The sequence below is a fragment of the Mycobacterium montefiorense genome (genome assembly GCF_003112775.1).
GTDB classification, from domain to species: Bacteria; Actinomycetota; Actinomycetes; order Mycobacteriales; family Mycobacteriaceae; genus Mycobacterium; species Mycobacterium montefiorense.
Map to the genome: position 1 here is coordinate 93856 of NZ_BFCH01000019.1, position 17541 is coordinate 111396.

Here is a 17541-nt window from a genome sequence, read left to right on the forward strand (position 1 = left end):
CCGCCGGCTTTCGTCGGCACCTTTGGGCTTGAGTGTGCGCTGAAGGCGGGATTTGAGCCGTTTTCCCGCCTCGTGGGCACACTCGGCGCCCACGTCGCACACTCGGGGGTGAGTAGGCTTTTACCGTGCCGAAACGACCCGACAGCCAGGCCTGGCGCTATTGGCGGACCGTGTTCGGTGTCGTGGCCGCCGGCGCGGTGCTGGTGATCGGTGGCCTGACCGGTCACGTGACGCGCGCCGACAACCTGAGTTGCTCGGTGGTCAAATGCGTCGCGCTGACGTTCGACGATGGGCCCAGCCCGTTCGACGAGCGGCTGCTACAAATTCTGAAAGACAATGACGCCAAGGCCACCTTCTTCCTGATCGGCAATAAGGTGGCTGCCAACCCGGCCGGGGCAAAGCGCATCGCCGATGCCGGCATGGAGATCGGCAGTCACACCTGGGAACACCCCAACATGGCGACGATCCCACCAGACGACATTGCCGCACAGTTCGCTAAGGCCAACGATGCGATCAACGCCGCGACCGGGCGGACTCCGACGCTGTATCGGCCCGCCGGCGGGCTGTCCACCCCCGAGGTACGCCAGACCGCCGGCCGTTACGGGCTGTCCGAAATCCTTTGGGATGTAATCCCTTTCGATTGGACAAATGACTCGAACATCGCCGCCACCCGGTACATGCTGATGACGTACATCAAGCCTGGCTCGGTGGTGTTGCTGCACAGCACCTACTCGAGCACCGTCGATTTGGTGTATCAGTTCATTCCGGTGCTCAAGGCCAACGGCTACCGGATGGTGACGGTCAGCGAATTGCTGGGCCCGCGCGCCCCGGGCAGCAGCTACGGCAGCCGGGAAAACGGGCCCCAGGCCAACCAGCTTCACGACATCCCACCCGGTGAGATCCCGACGTTGCCCAATACGCCGTCGCCCAAGCCGATGCCGAACTTCCCGATCACAGACATCGAAGGCCAGAACTCGGGCGGGCCAAATAACGGCGCTTAGCGCACGCGCGGCTACCTTTAGAGGGTGATCAAAGCGGACGGGCTGCGAGGTCGGAGTGGGCGAGGGTCGAGCGCGGCGACATCCGAGCCGCCGCAGCGCAAGTCGGCCCGCAGGCTCTTGATCGAATACGCGATCGACCTTGCCCTGTCCTACATCATCGCCGTCATCGACGTTGCCGCCATCCTGATTCCGCTGCGGGGTCATACTTCCGCCGCCACCAGCGTCGTCTTCGCGGAAAAAGACACCGCCATCGTGGTCTTGCTGGTGGTGCTGGGGATCATCGGTGTCGCGGTGTCCGGCATGGTCAGCCTCACGCCCACGGTGCGCTGGTATGCCGCCGGCGACGAACCCACCACGGCGCAACGGGAAGTCGCGATGCGGCTGGCCGGCCGCCAGACAGGAATCCTGCTGGCGGCCTGGGGCCTGGCCGGCGGCATCTTTGTGTTGGTCAACCTGAGCGGTGGCGCCGCGCTGCTGTTGCCGATGATGCTCGGCGTGCTGCTCGGTGGTCCGGCCGCCGCGGGCACGGGAATGCTGCTCGCGCAACGCACGCTGCGGCCCATCATGGGTGCCGCCACGCGGGGGCAAGAGCCCCGATTGGCGGTGCCGGGAGTGTTCGCACGGTTGGTCATGCTGTGGTTTCTGGTCAGCGCGCTACCGATCGGAGTCGTGGCAACGCTGGTGGTGCTGCGCTCATACGGCTGGCTGATTCAGAAGTCCGCTTCGTTAGACGTGCCCATCCTGGTGGTGTCGCTGGCCGCGGTGTTGCTCGGGCTGCCCACGATGATCCTGACCTCCCGCTCGATTTCGGACCCCATCGGCGAAGTGGTGGACGCGATGGCTCAGGTCGAACGCGGCCACATTGACACCACCGTGGGCGCCTACGAGCGATCCCAAATCGGGCGTCTCCAAACGGGATTCAACCGGATGGTGACCGGGCTTGCCGAGCGCGACCGGTTGCGTGACCTGTTCGGCCGCCACGTCGGGGCCGACGTGGCTCAGCGCGCCATCGAAGAGGGTGCATCTTTATCGGGGGATGTGGTCGAGGCCGCGGTGCTGTTCATCGATCTGGTGGGCTCCACTCAGCTTGCGGAAAGCCGTCCGCCCCAAGAGGTTGCCGACGTGCTCAACGACTTCTTCCGAATCGTCGTCGATGCCGTCGACGAACACCACGGACTGATCAATAAATTCGCGGGCGACGCTGCGCTGGCGATCTTCGGGGTGCCGCTGCGGACCGGCGAGCCGGCATCGGCGGCGCTGGCCACTGCGCGCACGCTGGGCATCCAATTACGCCGGCTCCCCGTGGTCGATTTCGGTATCGGGGTCTCGGCGGGCCGTGTCTTCGCGGGCAACATCGGTGCTGAAAACCGCTATGAATACACGGTAATCGGTGATGCGGTCAACGAGGCCGCACGCCTGGCGGATCTGGCGAAGACCTCGGATCGGCGGATTCTGTGCTCGGCGGCGGCCATCGAACGAGCCGACGAAACCGAACGGGATCACTGGGCGGCGTGCTATTCCACCGTGCTGCGCGGCCGATCGGAGGCCACCCTTGTCTCGGCGCCCGCGGGCCCCGCCTAGGCGCGACTTACTTCGAGACCTTCAGCGAGCCGATCACCTGGTTGAGGATGCCCGCCGAGGCGGTATCTCCGATGGGTGTTGCGCCCAGGAAGATGGTGACCGGCTTGGTGTCAACCGCGATGATGGTTACGGCATCGCCCTTCACATTTCGGGCGGGGTCGGCGATCGTGACGTTGGCGTCCACCCGGGCGGCCTTGATCCCCTCAACCGTCATCGACGACTTTTTGATCGGGCCCAGCGTCGGTGAGGCGTTCGAATAGCCGGGACCTTCGGCCACGCAATTCATCAACTTCGCCGCCTGTGCGGTGACATCCATACTCGGAACAAAATTGCTCACTGCGACCTCGGCCTGCATTACCCACTGGCTGGCTCCCTGCACCTCTTGCGCGAGGCCCACTGCGCCAATCAGATTCGGACTCTGGTCGTCCGAAAACGGCATCCATCCGGGTGCCGCGTTGGCCGGGAACGACAACTTGCCGGCCTTGATCGGGGCGCCGCCCGCCGGCTTGTCGCCACCGGACACGTTCGGGGTGCAATCGGTTGCGGTCTGCCCGGACCCGCTCGGCTGCGACGTCGGCGCGACCGAACTGGTCGAGGGGTTGGCCTTGGGGGACTTGGATCCGTTGCCCAGGCTGAGCACCAGAATCACCACCAGCGCGATGACGCCAAGCACCGCGATACCGGCGACGATCAGCCATGGCATATTCGACCGTGGGCCATTCGGCGGCGGTCCGGGAGGATAGGACCCGGGTGGCCAGCCGGGCGGGAACTGTTGGCCGGGCGGCGGATACGGGTGACCGGGGTAGCCCTGCGCCGATGGGTCCACGCCGCCCGCGGGATTGGTGAACGGACCGGTCGGCGGATAGGGGTACGAGCCGCTTTGCGGCCCCGAGTGGGGGCCGCCCTGCGGATACGGCGGGGGGCCGCCTTGCGGCGGGCCCTGGGGTGGACCGCCCTGCGGAGGACCGCCCCAATAGGGGCCCTGCCCATACGGATTCGCTCCGTACGGATCCTGGCCGTAGGGACCGCCCGGAGGAACCGTCATTGCAGAACCACCCCCACTTAGTTCGCTGGTTTGACCTTGGCCATCGCCAGCACGTCAAGCCGGCGGTCCAACTCCTCGAGCGACAACTTGTCGCCGATCAGGCCGCGGTCGATGACGGTCTGGCGAATCGTCTTGCGCTCCTTGAGCGCTTGCTTGGCCACGGCAGCCGCTTCCTCATAACCGATGGCCGAATTCAATGGTGTCACGATCGACGGCGACGACTCGGCCAACTCGCGCAGGTGCTCGACATTGGCCGACAGCCCGATGATGCAGCGTTCGGCGAACAGCTTTGACACGTTGGTCAGCAGCTTGAATGACTCCAAGACGTTGCGGGCCATCATTGGGATGTAGACGTTGAGTTCGAACGCGCCGGACAGGCCGCCGACGGCCACCGCGGCATCGTTGCCGATCACCTGCGCGGCGACCTGCGTAACCGCCTCCGGCAGAACCGGATTGACCTTGCCTGGCATGATCGAGCTGCCCGGCTGTAGGTCCGGCAGTCCGATCTCGGCCAAACCGGTCAGCGGCCCGGACCCCATCCAGCGGACGTCGTTGGCGATCTTGGTCAGCGACACGGCGATGGTACGCAGCGCGCCGGATGCCTCCACCAGGCCGTCGCGCGCGGCCTGTGCCTCAAAAGAGTTTGCCGCCGTGCGTAGTTCGGACAATCCCGTGGAAGCAACCAGGGCCTCGACAACCTTGGCGCCGAAACCGTCGGGAGCGTTGAGCCCGGTGCCCACCGCGGTTCCGCCGATCGCCAGCTCACCCAGCCGGGGCAGCGTGGCGCGCACCCGCTCGATCCCGGCCTCGATCTGGCGGGCATATCCGCTGAATTCCTGGCCGAGCGTCACCGGCACGGCATCCATCAGGTGAGTGCGGCCGGACTTGACCACGGTGTGCCATTCGCTGGCTTTGGTTGCCAGTGCGTCGTGCAGTATCTCGAGCGCCGGGATGAGATGGCGGACAGCGGCTTCGGTGGCCGCGATGTGGGTGGCGGTCGGGAAGGTGTCGTTGGACGACTGCGACATGTTGACGTCGTCGTTGGGGTGCACCGTGACGCCATTGGCCGCCGCGATGGATGCGATGACCTCGTTGGTGTTCATGTTGGAGCTGGTGCCCGAGCCGGTCTGAAACACGTCGATCGGGAACTGGTCGTCGTGTTTGCCGTCGGCGATCTCAGTTGCCGCCGCGACTATCGCGTCGGCTTTCTCCTTGGCCAGCAGCCCGCGGTCGGAGTTCACCTGGGCGCAGGCGCCCTTCAGCAGTCCCAACGCGCGGATCTGAGTGCGTTCCAGCCCCCGGCCTGAGATCGGAAAGTTCTCCACGGCGCGCTGGGTTTGGGCTCGCCACAACGCTTTTGCGGGCACTCGTACCTCGCCCATGGTGTCGTGCTCGATGCGATATTCGCCGCTTTCGGCCATCAATTAGTTCCTGTTCGTCGGGTTATCGCGGTTACGGCAGGGGGTAGGCAGCGGTGCTGTCGCCGGTGAAGTCGATCGCTGAGTATTCGTTGAGCTTGGAGAGCCGGTGGTAAGCCTCGATCATCCGGACGGTGCCCGACTTCGACCGCATCACGATCGACTGCGTGGTGCAGCCGCCGGGGTAGTACTGCACGCCCTTGAGCAGGTCGCCGTTGGTGACCCCGGTCGCGCAGAAGAAGACGTTGTCGCCGGACACCAGGTCTTCGGTGGTCAGGATCTGGTCCAGGTCGTAGCCGGCATCGACCGCCTTGCGGCGTTCGGCGTCATCGTGCGGCGCCAGCTGCGCCTGGATAGCCCCACCCATGCAACGGATCGCCGCGGCGGCGATGATGCCCTCCGGCGTGCCGCCGATACCGGCCAGCATGTCGGTGCCCGAGTTGGGCCGGCAGGCGGAAATCGCGCCGGCGACGTCGCCGTCGGTGATCAGCCGAATGCGGGCACCGGTGGCGCGGGCATCCTCGATGAGCTGAGCGTGCCGGGGCCGGTCCAGGATGCACACGGTCATGTCCCGCACCGACAGGCCCTTAACCTTGGCGACCGCGCGGATGTTGTCGGCGATCGGCGCGGTGATATCCAGCACGTGCGCGGCTTCGGGGCCGACGGCGATCTTGTTCATGTAGAACACTGCCGACGGGTCGAACATGGCCCCGCGATCGGCTACCGCCAGCACCGAGATCGCGTTGGGCATGCCCTTGCTCATCAGTGTGGTGCCATCGACCGGGTCAACCGCGAAGTCGCAATCCGGGCCGTCACCGTTGCCGACCTCTTCGCCGTTGTAGAGCATCGGCGCTTCGTCTTTTTCGCCCTCGCCGATCACGACGACCCCGCGCATGGAAACCGTGTTGACCAGTTCGCGGATCGCGTCGACGGCCGCGCCGTCACCGCCCTCCTTGTCGCCGCGACCCACCCAGCGACCGGCGGCCATCGCGCCGGCCTCGGTGACCCTGACCAGTTCCAGGGCCAGGTTGCGGTCGGGGGCTTCGCGGCGTGCCCGTACCTGCGGGTCGGGGCCCGCGGTTGCGGTCGAAGACGAACCGGAGCTGCCCGATGCTGTCATGGTTGCTGATTCTCCCAGAAGCAGATCGGCCAGCTGGATCTGGGCTGTGGCTGTTGACAGCGGGCTGGGATACTGCAGGGGTGACCGACGAGCAGCCCAACGCGCAGGAGGCCGGTGAGCCCGTGCCCGCGCCCAGGCCGGCCAAACCGCGGCTGCTCCAAGACGGTCGGGACATGTTCTGGTCGCTGGCACCGCTGGTAATCGGGTGCATCCTGCTGGCCGGCATGGTCGGGATGTGTTCCTTCCGGCCGACCGGGGCGAACAAAGGAGCAATTCCGTCCTACGACGCTGCGACGGCCTTGCGTGCGGATGCTCAGACACTGGGGTTTCCCATCCGATTGCCCTTGCTACCCGCAGGCTGGCAGGCCAACTCCGGCGGCCGCGGCGGCATAGAGAATGGGCGATCCTCGGGTAGCCAACGGCTGAACGCGGCCACCTCGACGGTCGGGTACATCGGCCCGACGGGAATGTATTTGAGCCTGACGCAGAGCAACGCCGACGAGGACAAGCTGGTCGGCTCGATTCATCCTTCGGCGTATCCGACCGGAACGGTCGACGTCTCGGGGACGAACTGGATCATCTACCGCGGATCCGGTGAAAGTGGTGCCGACGCCGAGCCGGTATGGACGACCAGGCTCACCAGCCCGGGTGGTGCCGCCCAGATCGCGATCACGGGTGCCGGAAGCACCGACCAGTTCCGTACGCTGGCGTCGGCGACGCAGTCACAGCCGCCGCTGCCGACAAGCCGATAGGAGCGACTCGCGTGACAGCACCCGAAGCGGACCTCTCAGGATGGGTTGCGGAAGCGTTCACCGGTGGCGGTTATACCCATGACGTCTATCGCAGGGGCACCGGCCCCGGGGTGGTGCTGATCCCCGAGATACCCGGGATCCATCCAGGGGTGCTGGGTCTGGGTAATCACTTGGTGGACAACGGTTTCACCGTCGTCATCCCGTCGCTGTTCGGCGTGCCGGGCCACCCGAAGACCGCCGGGTACACGGCGGGGGTGATCGCGCGGGCTTGTGTGGCAAAGGAATTCGCGGCCTTCGCGACCAACAAGCAGCGGCCGGTGTCGCTGTTCCTCCGCGCGCTGGCCCGTGATCTCAAGGCGTCGGCGGGAGGCAAGGGCGTCGGCGTGATCGGCCAGTGTTTCACCGGCGGCTTCGCGCTGGCCGCCGCGGTCGACGACAGCGTGCTGGCCCCGGTGCTCAGCCAGCCTTCGGTACCGCTGCCCCTTGGCCTGACGCGTCGCAGTGACACCGGACTCAGCGAATCCGAGCTGACCACCATCGCCGACCGCGCTGCCAACGAGGGCTTGTGCGCCATGGGTTTGCGATTCAGCGAGGATTGGATGTCTCCGCGGAATCGATTCACCGCGCTCAAGGACCGCCTTGGAGACGCGTTCGAGGTGATCGAGATCGATTCACGCCCGGGCAACGAACACGGTTTCGGCAAGATGGCGCACTCGGTGCTCACCGACGAGGTCCGTGAACTCGAAGGTCAGCCGGCCTACGAGGCCCGCAAGCGGGTCGTCGAATTCCTTACTGCGCGGCTGACTTAACGCCTGCTCTCGCCTTCCGGCGCGGCAGCCAGCCACGGCGCTTCGGCGCTTCGTCGTCCGGGTTCACCAGCTCGACACCCTGGTAGACCGCCAGGTAGACATCGATGGTCGTGACGATCAGGATCATCACCACCGGCCCGATGACGATGCCCCAGGGGCCGAACATGGCGAGCCCGGCGAACACCGACAGCAGCATCAGCGCCGAATTCAGCCGGGCGTCACGCGGGACCAGGATCGGGCGCAGGAAGTTGTCGATGTTGGTGACTACCAACAGATGCCACAAAATCACGAACGCGCCGCCGAAGATGTTGCCGTAGAAGATCATTCCGATCCCGAACGGAATCGTCACGATGCCGCCGCCCAGCGGAATGATCGACAGCGCCGTTAGCAGGATCGCGAAAATGAAGAAGCCGTGCTGGAATCCGGCGATGTAGATCGACGCGGCGCCCGCGACACCTTGGCATAGCGCGATGACGAACTGACCGAACACGGTGCCGCGTACCATCGCGCCGGTCTTCTTCAGGTATAGATCCGTGACTTCCTCGCCGAGCGGGTTGAGCTGACCGATCAACGTGCGCAGCTTCTCGCGGTGCACCAGTAGTGCGATGAACACATACAAGAAGATTATCGCGTAGGTGACCGCTCCCGCGATCCCGCCGGCGGCGCTCTGCAGGAATTGCAGCAGCCATTGACCGGCGTGCTGTGCTGCGGTGACCATCGCCTTACGCAACATCTCCGGCGTTACCGTGATGTGCAGGAAGGGGATTCGGGCCAGTACGTCATTGACGAGCTGTAGGACTCTGCCGCCGAGTTCGCTTGGATCGGTGGTCTTGACCCAGCCGGAAACGCTGTCGACCATGCGGGTGATCTGGACGACGGCCAAGACAATGAAGAGGCCGACCGGAACGATGACAATGGCCAACGCCGACATCAAAGTGCAGGCGGCCGACAGGCCGGTGCCGAGGCGGCGGTTGAACCGATTGAACAGCGGCGTGAACAAGTACGCTCCGACCGCGGCGACGACGATCAGCACGAAGTAGTCGCGCAAGAAGTACGCGCCGAAAACCAGCGCTATCAGCGTGAAAACCGCGAGGGCGCGCTTCTGAGTGAGCGTGAATTCGGTGTTCATACGAGCCGTCCGCCCTCCACCTCGCCGTTGAGCGCAACCTTAGCCCGAGGCGGTGGTTTTCGGCAGTATCCGCGCTACCGTTTGGCGGCGGCTTTGGCCGCCAGGTCCTCGCGTTCCATCTGCTGGTACAGATCTATGTAGTACGACTGGCACTCGGTCAGCGCCTTCTCGGTGGTGAACAGCGGCTGGTAGCCCAGGTCACGGGAAGCCTTGGCGACCGAGAAGAAGTTGTCCAGGTAGAGCCGCTCGATCGCCAGCGGCTCTAGCAGCGGCGCGGGAATTCCGAACCGGAAGTGCAGCCGCTGCCAGCCGGTCATCGCCGCGCGCACGATGGGCCCGTTGACCCGGATCCGCGGCCATGGTTGCCCGCAGGCCTCCACCACCGGCCGGGCGAACTCGAACATGTTGATCGGTTCGGCGTCGTTGATGAAATACGCCTGACCGGGCGCCGTGCCGCCGGGCACCAGATGCTGGGCGGCCAGGATGAAACCGTGAATCAGGTTGTGCACGTACGAGTTATCCAGGCGGGCCGACTTGCGGCCGATCAGCACCTTGACGTGGCCGGCGATCACGCTCTCGAACAACTTCCTGAACATCGTCTGGTCGCCGCGGCCCCAGATGCCACTGGGCCGGATCGCGCACGTCAGCATGCCGTCAACGCCGTTCTGGGACAACACGTATCGCTCGGCGACCACCTTGGTCTCGGTGTAGAGGTCATTGAATCGAGCAGTGTAGGGCAGGGTCTCGTCGCCGCCGGCGATGTTCTGGCCGCCCATCACCACGCTGTTGGATGACGTGTAGACGAATCGCTGCACACCCGCGGCGCGCCCGGTCTCCACCAGATTCTCGGTACCGCCGACGTTGATGCCAAAGCTGCGCTGGCGATATTCCTCGGTCACCGACGCGCCACCCATCAGCTCGATGATCGCCGCGGTGTGGAACACCGTGTCGATGCCGTCCACCGCCTGAGCGCAGACGGCTTTGTCGGTGATGTCGCCCTGCAGCACCTGCAGCTTCGGATGCGCAGCGAGCGGCGACGGGGCGCGGTCGAAGGAACGCACCGAGTACCCGCGGTCGAGCAAGGTGGTCACCAGGTTGGCGCCGACAAACCCAGAGCCACCGGTGACCAGGACGTGGCCGAGTTCGGTTGTCAATGATGCATCACCCATGCCGTACAGGATAACTGAGACATTGTGTTACTGAAACACGTTCCAATTTTGTAAAGATAGCTCAATAAGTTCTGCGGATTCGGCCGGATTCAGGCCCTGTCGTCCTGTCCGGACGCTAGCGCATCCTCCACGCGCTTGCGGGCGCCAGCTAAGTGTTCTTCACAGCGTTTTGCCAGCTGTTCGCCTCTTTCCCACAGCGTCAGCGATGCATCGAGGTCCAGGCCGCCCTGCTCCAGAAGGCGCACGACTTCGATCAACTCATCCCGGCAAGATTCATAGCCAAGTTGACTAATGGGCGTAACTGATCTGGCGCCGCCGCCGCCGCCGTCGTCGTCGTCAGTGACCATCGGTCAGCCCTTCACTCACCGCAGCTACGGCGCCGTCGGAAACCCGCACCCGCAGCCGGGTGCCGGCCGGCGCCTCGTCCACAGAGCGTAGGACGCGCATGGCACCGGCTGGCTCGGAAGCGGGAACTGTCTGCACCACCGCATAGCCGCGGGCCAAGGTTGCCGCCGGGCCCAGCGTCGCCAGTCGCGCGCCCAGATGGCCGACGCGTTCGGATTCCGCGGCGACCAGCCGGGTGATGTCGCGGCACACCGCCGAGCGGGCGCGGTGGATCTCCTCGGCGCGCGCCGTCAACGCGGTCAGCGGCTCGGCCAGCACCGGGCGGCTGCGCAATTGGGTCAGCGCGCGCTGTTCGCGAGACACCCAATTGCGCAGCGCCTGCGCGCTGCGCCGGCGTAGGTCCTGGATTCCTCGCTGCTCTGCGGCAGTGTCTGGAACCACCCGCTTGGCCGCGTCGGTGGGGGTGGCTGCGCGTAGATCGGCGACCAGATCGCACAGCGGATTGTCGGGTTCGTGGCCGACCGCGCTGATCACCGGCGTGCGACAGGCCGCGATCGCGCGGCACAGCGTCTCGTCGGAGAACGGCAGCAGGTCCTCGACGCTGCCGCCGCCGCGGGCCAGCACGATCACGTCGACGTCGCGGTCGTGGTCGAGTTCGCGTAGCGCCTCGACGATCTGGGCGACCGCGTTGGGTCCCTGCACGGCGGTGTTGCGCACCGCGAAACGCACCGCGGGCCAACGGGTGCTGGCCACCGTGGTGACATCGCGCTCGGCGGCACTGGCACGGCCGGTGATCAACCCAATCATGTTCGGCAGGAAGGGGATTGGCCGCTTGAGTCTCGGATCGAAGAGGCCTTCGGCATCCAGCAGCCGACGCAGCCGGTCGATGCGGGCCAGTAGCTCGCCCACGCCGACAGCGCGAATCTCGGACAGCCGCAATGAGAATGTGCCGCGCCCGGTGTAGAACGAGGGCTTACCACAGACCACCACCTGCGTGCCCTCGACCAATTTGACCGGAGCGTTGAGCACCAGGTCGCGCGGACACGTCACGGTCAGCGACATGTCGGCGGCCGGATCACGTAGCACCATGAACACGGTTTTGGACTGGGCGCGAATGTTGATCTGTGCCAGTTGCCCTTCGACCCAGACGCTTCCCAGCTTGTCGATCCAGCCGGCGACCCTGATCGCGACCGCACGAACCGGGAACGGGTTCTCGACGGAGTTCGCCTCCGAGTTCGCCGCCCGGGTCACTTCGCGGTCGCGCGGGTGATCCTGTTGGCCAGCAACGTCTGAAACGGTGCCCGAGCCTTGGTGGCCTGCTCGTAGGCCAGCAGGGCTTCGAGCTCGTCGACGCCCAGCGATTGCACTCGCGCCCGCAGCTGGGCCAGTGTCAATGTCGGGTAGTCGAGTTCGGCTGCCACCGACGGCTCCGCAATCGACTTCTTCGATTGCGCCGACGGCTTACTTGGGGCGCCCGCATCCAGCGCAGCATCGGCAACCGAGTACAGGGCGAAGCGCCCCTCAGCCCGGCGATCGCCCCCGGCGCCGTCCGGCAATTCGCTGAAAGCCCCATCGATGGCATCGGCCGAGTCTTCGTCGAAGGTGGCCCACTCCGGTTTTTCGTCCTTGGGCGGGAAAATGGATTCCAGGGTCGAGTCGCCCTTGATCACTAGCTCCGCCAGATTCTGCTGAAATCGCATCACGATGTGTGCCGCCTGACTGGCTACCGTCATCGGGTACATCAGGATCGTCTTCGGCAGTCTCATGGTCTCCTCGACGGCGACTGTCGCCGCGCCGACCAATAGTCGAACTCCGTACGGTGCAGTAGCCATGGGTCCAAGATTGCCTTACGCAAGGACGAACTCCAAGCCCAGCGCCGCTAGCTGGCAAGCCGGTGTCGGCAGAAAGTACCCTTGATGTCATGCCGCCGACTGTCGACATGGGGATTCCCGGCGCATCCAGCTCGGTAGCCACCGATCCGGCCGGTAAGCGAGTGCTTCTGGCCGAGCCACGTGGCTATTGCGCGGGTGTGGACCGGGCTGTCGAAACGGTCGAACGCGCCCTGGAAAAGCACGGAGCACCGGTCTACGTCCGCCACGAGATCGTGCACAACCGGCACGTCGTCGACACCCTCGAAAAAGCTGGCGCGGTGTTCGTCGAGGAGACCGATCAGGTTCCCGAGGGCGCGATCGTGGTGTTCTCCGCACACGGTGTCGCGCCGACGGTGCACGCCGCGGCCGCCGAACGCAACCTGCACACCATCGACGCCACCTGCCCGTTGGTCACCAAGGTGCATAACGAGGCCCGGCGATTTGCCCGCAACGACTACGACATCCTGCTGATCGGTCACGAGGGCCACGAGGAGGTCATCGGCACCGCCGGGGAGGCGCCCGACCATGTGCAGCTGGTCGACGGGGTCGCCTCGGTGGATCACGTGACGATTCGCGACGAGAACAAGGTGGTGTGGCTCTCGCAGACCACGCTGTCGGTCGACGAGACCATGGAGATCGTGCAGCGGCTCCGGCAGCGGTTCCCCAAGCTGCAGGATCCGCCCAGCGATGACATTTGCTATGCGACGCAGAACCGGCAGGTCGCGGTCAAGGCGATGGCGCCGGAGTGCGAGCTGGTGATCGTCGTCGGGTCCCGCAATTCGTCGAACTCGGTGCGGCTGGTGGAAGTGGCGTTGAACGGCGGCGCGCAGGCCTCCTACCTGGTCGACTGGGCCGACGATATCGACCCGGCGTGGCTGGAAGGCGTCACCACGGTCGGGGTCACCTCCGGGGCGTCGGTGCCCGAGGTTTTGGTGCGCGGAGTGCTGGAGCGGCTGGCCGAGGCCAGCTTCGACATCGTGCAACCGGTGACGACGGCACAAGAAAGGCTGGTATTTGCGCTGCCCCGAGAAATCCGCTCGCTGCTCTAGGAGCTCGGCACGCCGCGCTTATTCCCAGGACTCGGCCGGGGGTCGTCCCTGCGGCCGGCCATTCGCCCGTGATCGGCCGCGTGGCTCACCGCGGTGCTCGTCCAACGGACCTGACCCGCGGTAGCGGACCTGCGAAATCGGGTGGTGCGTCGAATCCGTGCCGTTCGCGCCGTTCGCGCCGGCATGGCGGCGTCGGGGGTCCGGGGCGGGCTGATAGGATTCGTAAGGCTGATAGGACTGGAACCTGCTGTACGAATCCTGCGAGACGGGCGGTTCGTACCTGTCGTACCCGTCGTAGCGACCGCTGCGTGGCGCCGGGCGCTCGTAGGGACTGCGGCGGCTGCGCGGATCCCGACGGCCTTCGCGCGACTGGGCCCGCTGGTCGGGATCGGTCGGCGGCCGTCGCCGCGTCGGGCGGCGCGGCGGGTCGGCGGGGTCATAGTCACGAGGCGGTGGCTGGCGGCGCCGGCGTGCCCGCTTGTCGGCGGGGTCGTACTCGTCTTCCGGCGACGGGCGGGCGTGCCGGGACCGGCTTCGGGCCGAACTCGTCGCGGGCCTTGCGCTGCGCGCCGCCCGACCGGTTCTCGCCGAGCTCCGCTGCGAGTCGGTGGACGTTTCTTCGTCGTCCTCGTCGTTGGACGACGCGACGCCCAACAGCGAATTCAGTTTCGCGCTGATCGCCCGGACGATGGACGACTGTTCCTTGGTGACAGCGGTCGCGTTGTCCTCGGTCGCGTCGGCCGCCGCGGGCGTTCGCTGCAACGTCGCCAAGTACCACCTGATCAGGCCGATCAGCAACACGACGCCGGCGGTACCCAGCATCAGCGGGAAGCGCTCGATGAGCGGATAGCCGCAGTTGATCAGCAGGTCTTTGAGGCTGCCGATCTTGCCCCCGTGGAACAGCCAGTAGGCACCGGGCACCGCGCAGAAAAGTATCAGCGGCGGCTGGATGATCGCGGTGAACAGGCCTTCTTGGCGTACCGCCAGCACCCCTGCCAAACAGCCCGCTATATAGAAGCCGGCGAAGATGCCGGTCAGCTCCTTGTGGCCGGAGCCGGAGTCGATTCCATATCCGATAGCGGTTGCGGTAATGGCGATGAGCAGCGCTATCCAGGACGGCGCACCCGCGATGCCGGGGTGGATCGAGCGATGGGCAGCTTCTACTGCCGAGGTTCCCCGCTGCGCTGACACATGTAGACCGTACCGGCAATGGGGGAAAACGCCCGTAAATACCTTGTTAGGGCTGCCGGGCGTGCCATCTCACCGCGCACTACCTGATCCGCGGCGCCTGAGCCTGGCGCGGAGCCCTAAACTTGGTTCCCCGTGAGCCTGAGCCTGGGAATTGTGGGCCTGCCCAACGTGGGCAAGTCGACCCTGTTTAATGCGCTGACCCGGAACAACGTGGTGGCGGCCAACTATCCGTTCGCGACCATCGAACCGAATGAGGGCGTCGTAGCGCTGCCCGATCCGCGACTGGACAAGCTGGCGGAGCTGTTCGAATCAGAGAAGACCGTGCCGGCGCCGGTGACGTTCGTCGACATCGCCGGAATCGTGAAGGGCGCCTCCGAGGGCGCTGGCCTGGGCAACAAGTTCCTGGCCAACATCCGCGAGTGTGACGCGATCTGCCAGGTGGTGCGGGTTTTCGCCGACGACGACGTCGTGCACGTCGACGGCAAGGTCGATCCCCGTTCCGACATCGAGGTGATCGAGACCGAGCTGATACTCGCTGACATCCAGACATTGGAGAAGGCCGTCCCACGGCTGGAGAAGGAAGCCCGCAACAACAAGGAACGCAAGCCCGTGCACGAAGCGGCCGTCGCTGCGGAGGCCGTGCTGGACTCTGGCAAGACGCTGTTCGCGGCCGGTGCCGACGCGGCACTGCTGCGCGAGCTCAACCTGATGACCACCAAGCCGTTTCTGTACGTTTTCAACGCCGACGAGTCCGTGCTGACCGACGATGCCCGCAAGGCCGAGCTGTGCGCGATGGTCGCACCCGCCGACGCGGTGTTCCTCGACGCGAAGATCGAAGCCGAACTGCAGGAGCTTGACGACGAGTCTGCCGCGGAGTTGCTCGAATCCATCGGGCAGACCGAGCGTGGACTGGATGCGTTGGCGCGAGCCGGTTTTCACACGCTGGCGTTACAGACATACCTGACGGCGGGTCCAAAAGAGTCGCGGGCGTGGGTGATTCATCAAGGTGATACCGCGCCCAAGGCCGCCGGGGTGATCCACACCGACTTCGAGAAGGGCTTCATCAAAGCCGAAATCGTGTCCTACGACGACTTGATCGAGGCCGGTTCGATGGCGGCGGCCAAGGCGGCCGGCAAGGTCCGGATGGAAGGCAAGGATTACGTGATGGCCGACGGCGACGTAGTCGAATTCCGGTTCAACGTGTGACGGTTGCGCTCGGGAGCATTCAGATTGCTGTGTGCCGGTTGAGGGCTCAACTGCGCCAGAGGTCGAGGGTTTCCCAGTCCAGGGGAGCGCCTAACGACTCGACTGTCAGGGCATGCGAGGTGGGAAACTCTCTTAGCAGTGCCGTCAGCCGGGTCGCCCAGTCGGCGTCGTCCTCGATCGATGTCAGGAGGTAGGCGATCACTGCAAGCGCGTTGTAGGAGCCGTAGACCCTCTTGGCCTCCTCGGAGGCGCGCAGGTGGTCGAGTGTGGGGATCTGGCCGACCTTGGGTCGAGAGGGTGCGTTCTGGAGCTTACGGTTGAACAGTCGTGCGTGGTGGGCCGCGACATTTCTCACATAGTTGAGCGCAGCCAGCCAGCTAGCCATCATCCTCTTCGTCGGGACTCCGAACGAGACCGCGATCTCCTCTGCGTCCTTTTGATTGATGCCCCGGTAGAGAACCGAGAGGTGTCCGAGCTCGAGAATCTCGGTTAGGGCCCAGACGGGCATCCGATCGTCATATTTGTCCCGAAAGTGCTCGACGAACTGTTCATCTGAGCCAGCTTGGCGCTCATTGACCCGTTGGAGCCACTGCACGTGCTTGCTTGGCGATGGGGCACGCACATCAGTGCCGTCCGCGGTGAAGGTATGTGTGAAGTAGGTTGGATCTTCGTAGGCGAAGGGTGACGCTCTGCCGACCACGTATCCGATCCGCATGCGGGCAGCTACTTCGACGTGTTCGAGCCCGTCGAGGACAAGGATGCGGAGGCGACGGTCGAAGTCGATGATCTTCTCGGCGTGCATCAGAGCTGTCCCGGGCTGGAAGTCACTGAGAACGCGAATACGGGTCCGTCCGTCCTCGTCGAAGTATTCTTCAGACGTCCGGAACGGGTAGAGATAGCCCGTGAGACGGTAATAGCCGATCGACCCCAGAACCCTGTCTGCGTGGGCGGTGTCGCCAACTTCGAGGCCATGCTTTGCGAGGCGCTCGACCTGCTGACCTACCGACAACCAGGGCTTGTCGTATGGCCATGCGTCGCATCATAAAGAAAATCAGCCCGCGCCTTACGGCAACGGGCTGATCATGATTTTCCCATCCTAGCACGCTGATTGGACTGTGCGTCAGCGTGCGATGTAGATGGTTCTGTGCTCAAGGTCCGACAGGGCGATCAAAGTCGGGGAGTTTCCAATTGGCGTCGTCTCGATGGTAGGTCTGCCATCGGATGACGAATTCGCTGACGGTCTGACGTTGTTTGGCGTTGGTATTGCGTCGAATTCCGGTTCAACGTCTAGCAGTTGCGAAGAGGCGTTGAGAGTCTCGGATTGTCGTAGCGCACGGTTAACGTGCTGGGCAGGATCTCGGCATCGGTCGCCGTAACCCTGCCGCAGCGATAGGGGTAGCCGTCGTGAAATTCGTCTCGACCCGGATCATCACAGCCGATGTCAATCGGCTCGTTTCTTCTACGAGAAGGTCACCGAAATCAAGGCTGTCTGGGGCAACGAACTCTTCGCCGAGATCCCAACACCGGTGGGCGCACTTGCCATCGGTAGCGACAAGACTGTCGCGCTGTTCGGGGCCGGATCGGCCGAGCCGGCCGCCAACCGCAGCGCGATCGTCGAATTCATCGTCGAGGATGTGGACGCCGAGTATCAGCGGCTCCGGGGGAGCGTCGGCGAGGTTGTGACCGAGCCGACGACGATGCCGTGGGGTAACCGTGCCCTGCTGTTTCGGGACCCGGATGCAAACCTGGTCAATCTGTTCACCCCGGTCACGGACGAGGCTCGCGCCAAGTTCGGAGTCTGATGGCCCAGTACTTCGGTGCAGCGTTCGAGCCGGGTAGATCACGCGCAGTGGGT

16 protein-coding genes and 1 pseudogene are annotated in these 17541 nt (G+C 65.0%); 7 read left to right on the forward strand and 10 right to left on the reverse strand.

Annotated features, from left to right (window positions below; genetic code table 11):
- The first annotated feature begins 125 nt into the window (after window positions 1-125).
- Together DB708_RS18720 and DB708_RS18725 are read left to right on the forward strand one after the other, a co-directional pair.
- Window positions 126-1001, forward strand: coding sequence for a polysaccharide deacetylase family protein (locus DB708_RS18720; RefSeq protein ID WP_108924475.1), 876 nt, complete (start codon window positions 126-128; stop codon window positions 999-1001).
- A 120-nt stretch (window positions 1002-1121) separates the two neighbouring features.
- Window positions 1122-2582 (forward strand): adenylate/guanylate cyclase domain-containing protein, encoded by a 1461-nt coding sequence (locus DB708_RS18725; RefSeq protein WP_409347618.1) that lies wholly within the window; start codon window positions 1122-1124, stop codon window positions 2580-2582.
- 7 nt (window positions 2583-2589) lie between these two features.
- Here the strand turns inward: DB708_RS18725 and DB708_RS18730 are convergent, their stop codons facing one another.
- Genes DB708_RS18730 through glpX form a run of 3 tightly spaced genes read right to left on the reverse strand, consistent with a single transcriptional unit; the run spans window position 2590 to window position 6165 of the window.
- Window positions 2590-3627: a hypothetical protein gene (locus tag DB708_RS18730; protein WP_108924477.1), complete on the reverse strand. Its 1038-nt coding sequence runs from the start codon at window positions 3625-3627 to the stop codon at window positions 2590-2592.
- Window positions 3628-3644: 17 nt separating this feature from the next.
- A complete protein-coding gene (locus DB708_RS18735) occupies window positions 3645-5048 on the reverse strand; it encodes a class II fumarate hydratase (RefSeq protein ID WP_108924478.1) in 1404 nt (467 codons plus the stop codon).
- 31 nt (window positions 5049-5079) lie between these two features.
- Entirely contained in the window at window positions 5080-6165 is a 1086-nt protein-coding gene (gene glpX / locus DB708_RS18740) for a class II fructose-bisphosphatase (RefSeq protein ID WP_108924479.1), read from the reverse strand.
- A gap of 80 nt (window positions 6166-6245) precedes the next feature.
- Here glpX and DB708_RS18745 point away from each other — a divergent pair, with 80 nt between their 5' ends.
- Both DB708_RS18745 and DB708_RS18750 read left to right on the forward strand, forming a co-directional pair.
- Complete coding sequence (locus tag DB708_RS18745) at window positions 6246-6917, forward strand: DUF4245 domain-containing protein (RefSeq protein WP_235616850.1); 672 nt, start codon at window positions 6246-6248, stop codon at window positions 6915-6917.
- Between the two features lie 11 nt (window positions 6918-6928).
- Complete coding sequence (locus DB708_RS18750) at window positions 6929-7726, forward strand: dienelactone hydrolase family protein (RefSeq protein WP_108924480.1); 798 nt, start codon at window positions 6929-6931, stop codon at window positions 7724-7726.
- Here DB708_RS18750 and DB708_RS18755 read toward each other — a convergent pair.
- From DB708_RS18755 to DB708_RS18775, 5 genes are all read right to left on the reverse strand, one after another.
- Window positions 7707-8855, reverse strand: a complete 1149-nt coding sequence (locus DB708_RS18755) for an AI-2E family transporter (protein WP_108924481.1) — start codon at window positions 8853-8855, stop codon at window positions 7707-7709. The genes DB708_RS18750 and DB708_RS18755 overlap by 20 nt on opposite strands.
- Window positions 8856-8929: 74 nt before the next feature.
- Window positions 8930-10036 carry a 3-beta-hydroxysteroid dehydrogenase gene (locus DB708_RS18760; protein WP_108924482.1) on the reverse strand — a complete coding sequence of 369 codons (1107 nt, stop codon included), beginning with the start codon at window positions 10034-10036 and terminating at the stop codon, window positions 8930-8932.
- Window positions 10037-10113: 77 nt separating this feature from the next.
- A complete protein-coding gene (locus tag DB708_RS18765) occupies window positions 10114-10371 on the reverse strand; it encodes an exodeoxyribonuclease VII small subunit (protein WP_108924483.1) in 258 nt (85 codons plus the stop codon).
- On the reverse strand, window positions 10361-11620 hold the full coding sequence (gene xseA / locus DB708_RS18770; protein WP_108924484.1) for an exodeoxyribonuclease VII large subunit: 1260 nt from the start codon (window positions 11618-11620) through the stop codon (window positions 10361-10363). The genes DB708_RS18765 and xseA overlap by 11 nt, the downstream gene beginning before the upstream one ends.
- The gene (locus DB708_RS18775; protein ID WP_108924485.1) at window positions 11617-12201 is read right to left on the reverse strand and encodes a lipid droplet-associated protein; all 585 of its coding nucleotides are present in this window, start codon (window positions 12199-12201) and stop codon (window positions 11617-11619) included. The genes xseA and DB708_RS18775 overlap by 4 nt, the downstream gene beginning before the upstream one ends.
- 89 nt (window positions 12202-12290) lie before the next feature.
- Here DB708_RS18775 and DB708_RS18780 point away from each other — a divergent pair, with 89 nt between their 5' ends.
- The gene (locus DB708_RS18780; protein ID WP_108924486.1) at window positions 12291-13289 is read left to right on the forward strand and encodes a 4-hydroxy-3-methylbut-2-enyl diphosphate reductase; all 999 of its coding nucleotides are present in this window, start codon (window positions 12291-12293) and stop codon (window positions 13287-13289) included.
- Window positions 13290-13307: 18 nt separating this feature from the next.
- Here DB708_RS18780 and DB708_RS18785 read toward each other — a convergent pair whose 3' ends face one another.
- On the reverse strand, window positions 13308-14480 hold the full coding sequence (locus tag DB708_RS18785) for a DUF6542 domain-containing protein (RefSeq protein WP_108924487.1): 1173 nt from the start codon (window positions 14478-14480) through the stop codon (window positions 13308-13310).
- Window positions 14481-14612: 132 nt separating this feature from the next.
- Between DB708_RS18785 and ychF the strand changes: the two genes are divergently transcribed.
- Window positions 14613-15686 (forward strand): redox-regulated ATPase YchF, encoded by a 1074-nt coding sequence (gene ychF, locus DB708_RS18790; RefSeq protein WP_108924488.1) that lies wholly within the window; start codon window positions 14613-14615, stop codon window positions 15684-15686.
- Window positions 15687-15732: 46 nt separating this feature from the next.
- Here ychF and DB708_RS18795 read toward each other — a convergent pair whose 3' ends face one another.
- Window positions 15733-16695: an Abi family protein gene (locus DB708_RS18795; protein ID WP_108924489.1), complete on the reverse strand. Its 963-nt coding sequence runs from the start codon at window positions 16693-16695 to the stop codon at window positions 15733-15735.
- 395 nt (window positions 16696-17090) lie between these two features.
- Here DB708_RS18795 and DB708_RS18800 point away from each other — a divergent pair.
- Window positions 17091-17488 (forward strand): annotated as a pseudogene (locus tag DB708_RS18800) (VOC family protein).
- Window positions 17489-17541: the final 53 nt, after the last annotated feature.

Bases quoted from the DNA above. Each gene is read 5' to 3' on its own strand.
- DB708_RS18765 (WP_108924483.1), bottom strand. From the start codon at position 10,371: ATGGTCACTGACGACGACGACGGCGGCGGCGGCGGCGCCAGATCAGTT.
- DB708_RS18735 (WP_108924478.1), bottom strand. From the start codon at position 5,048: ATGGCCGAAAGCGGCGAATATCGCATCGAGCACGACACCATGGGCGAG.
- glpX (WP_108924479.1), bottom strand. From the start codon at position 6,165: ATGACAGCATCGGGCAGCTCCGGTTCGTCTTCGACCGCAACCGCGGGC.
- DB708_RS18780 (WP_108924486.1), top strand. From the start codon at position 12,291: ATGCCGCCGACTGTCGACATGGGGATTCCCGGCGCATCCAGCTCGGTA.
- DB708_RS18755 (WP_108924481.1), bottom strand. From the start codon at position 8,855: ATGAACACCGAATTCACGCTCACTCAGAAGCGCGCCCTCGCGGTTTTC.
- DB708_RS18775 (WP_108924485.1), bottom strand. From the start codon at position 12,201: ATGGCTACTGCACCGTACGGAGTTCGACTATTGGTCGGCGCGGCGACA.
- DB708_RS18730 (WP_108924477.1), bottom strand. From the start codon at position 3,627: ATGACGGTTCCTCCGGGCGGTCCCTACGGCCAGGATCCGTACGGAGCG.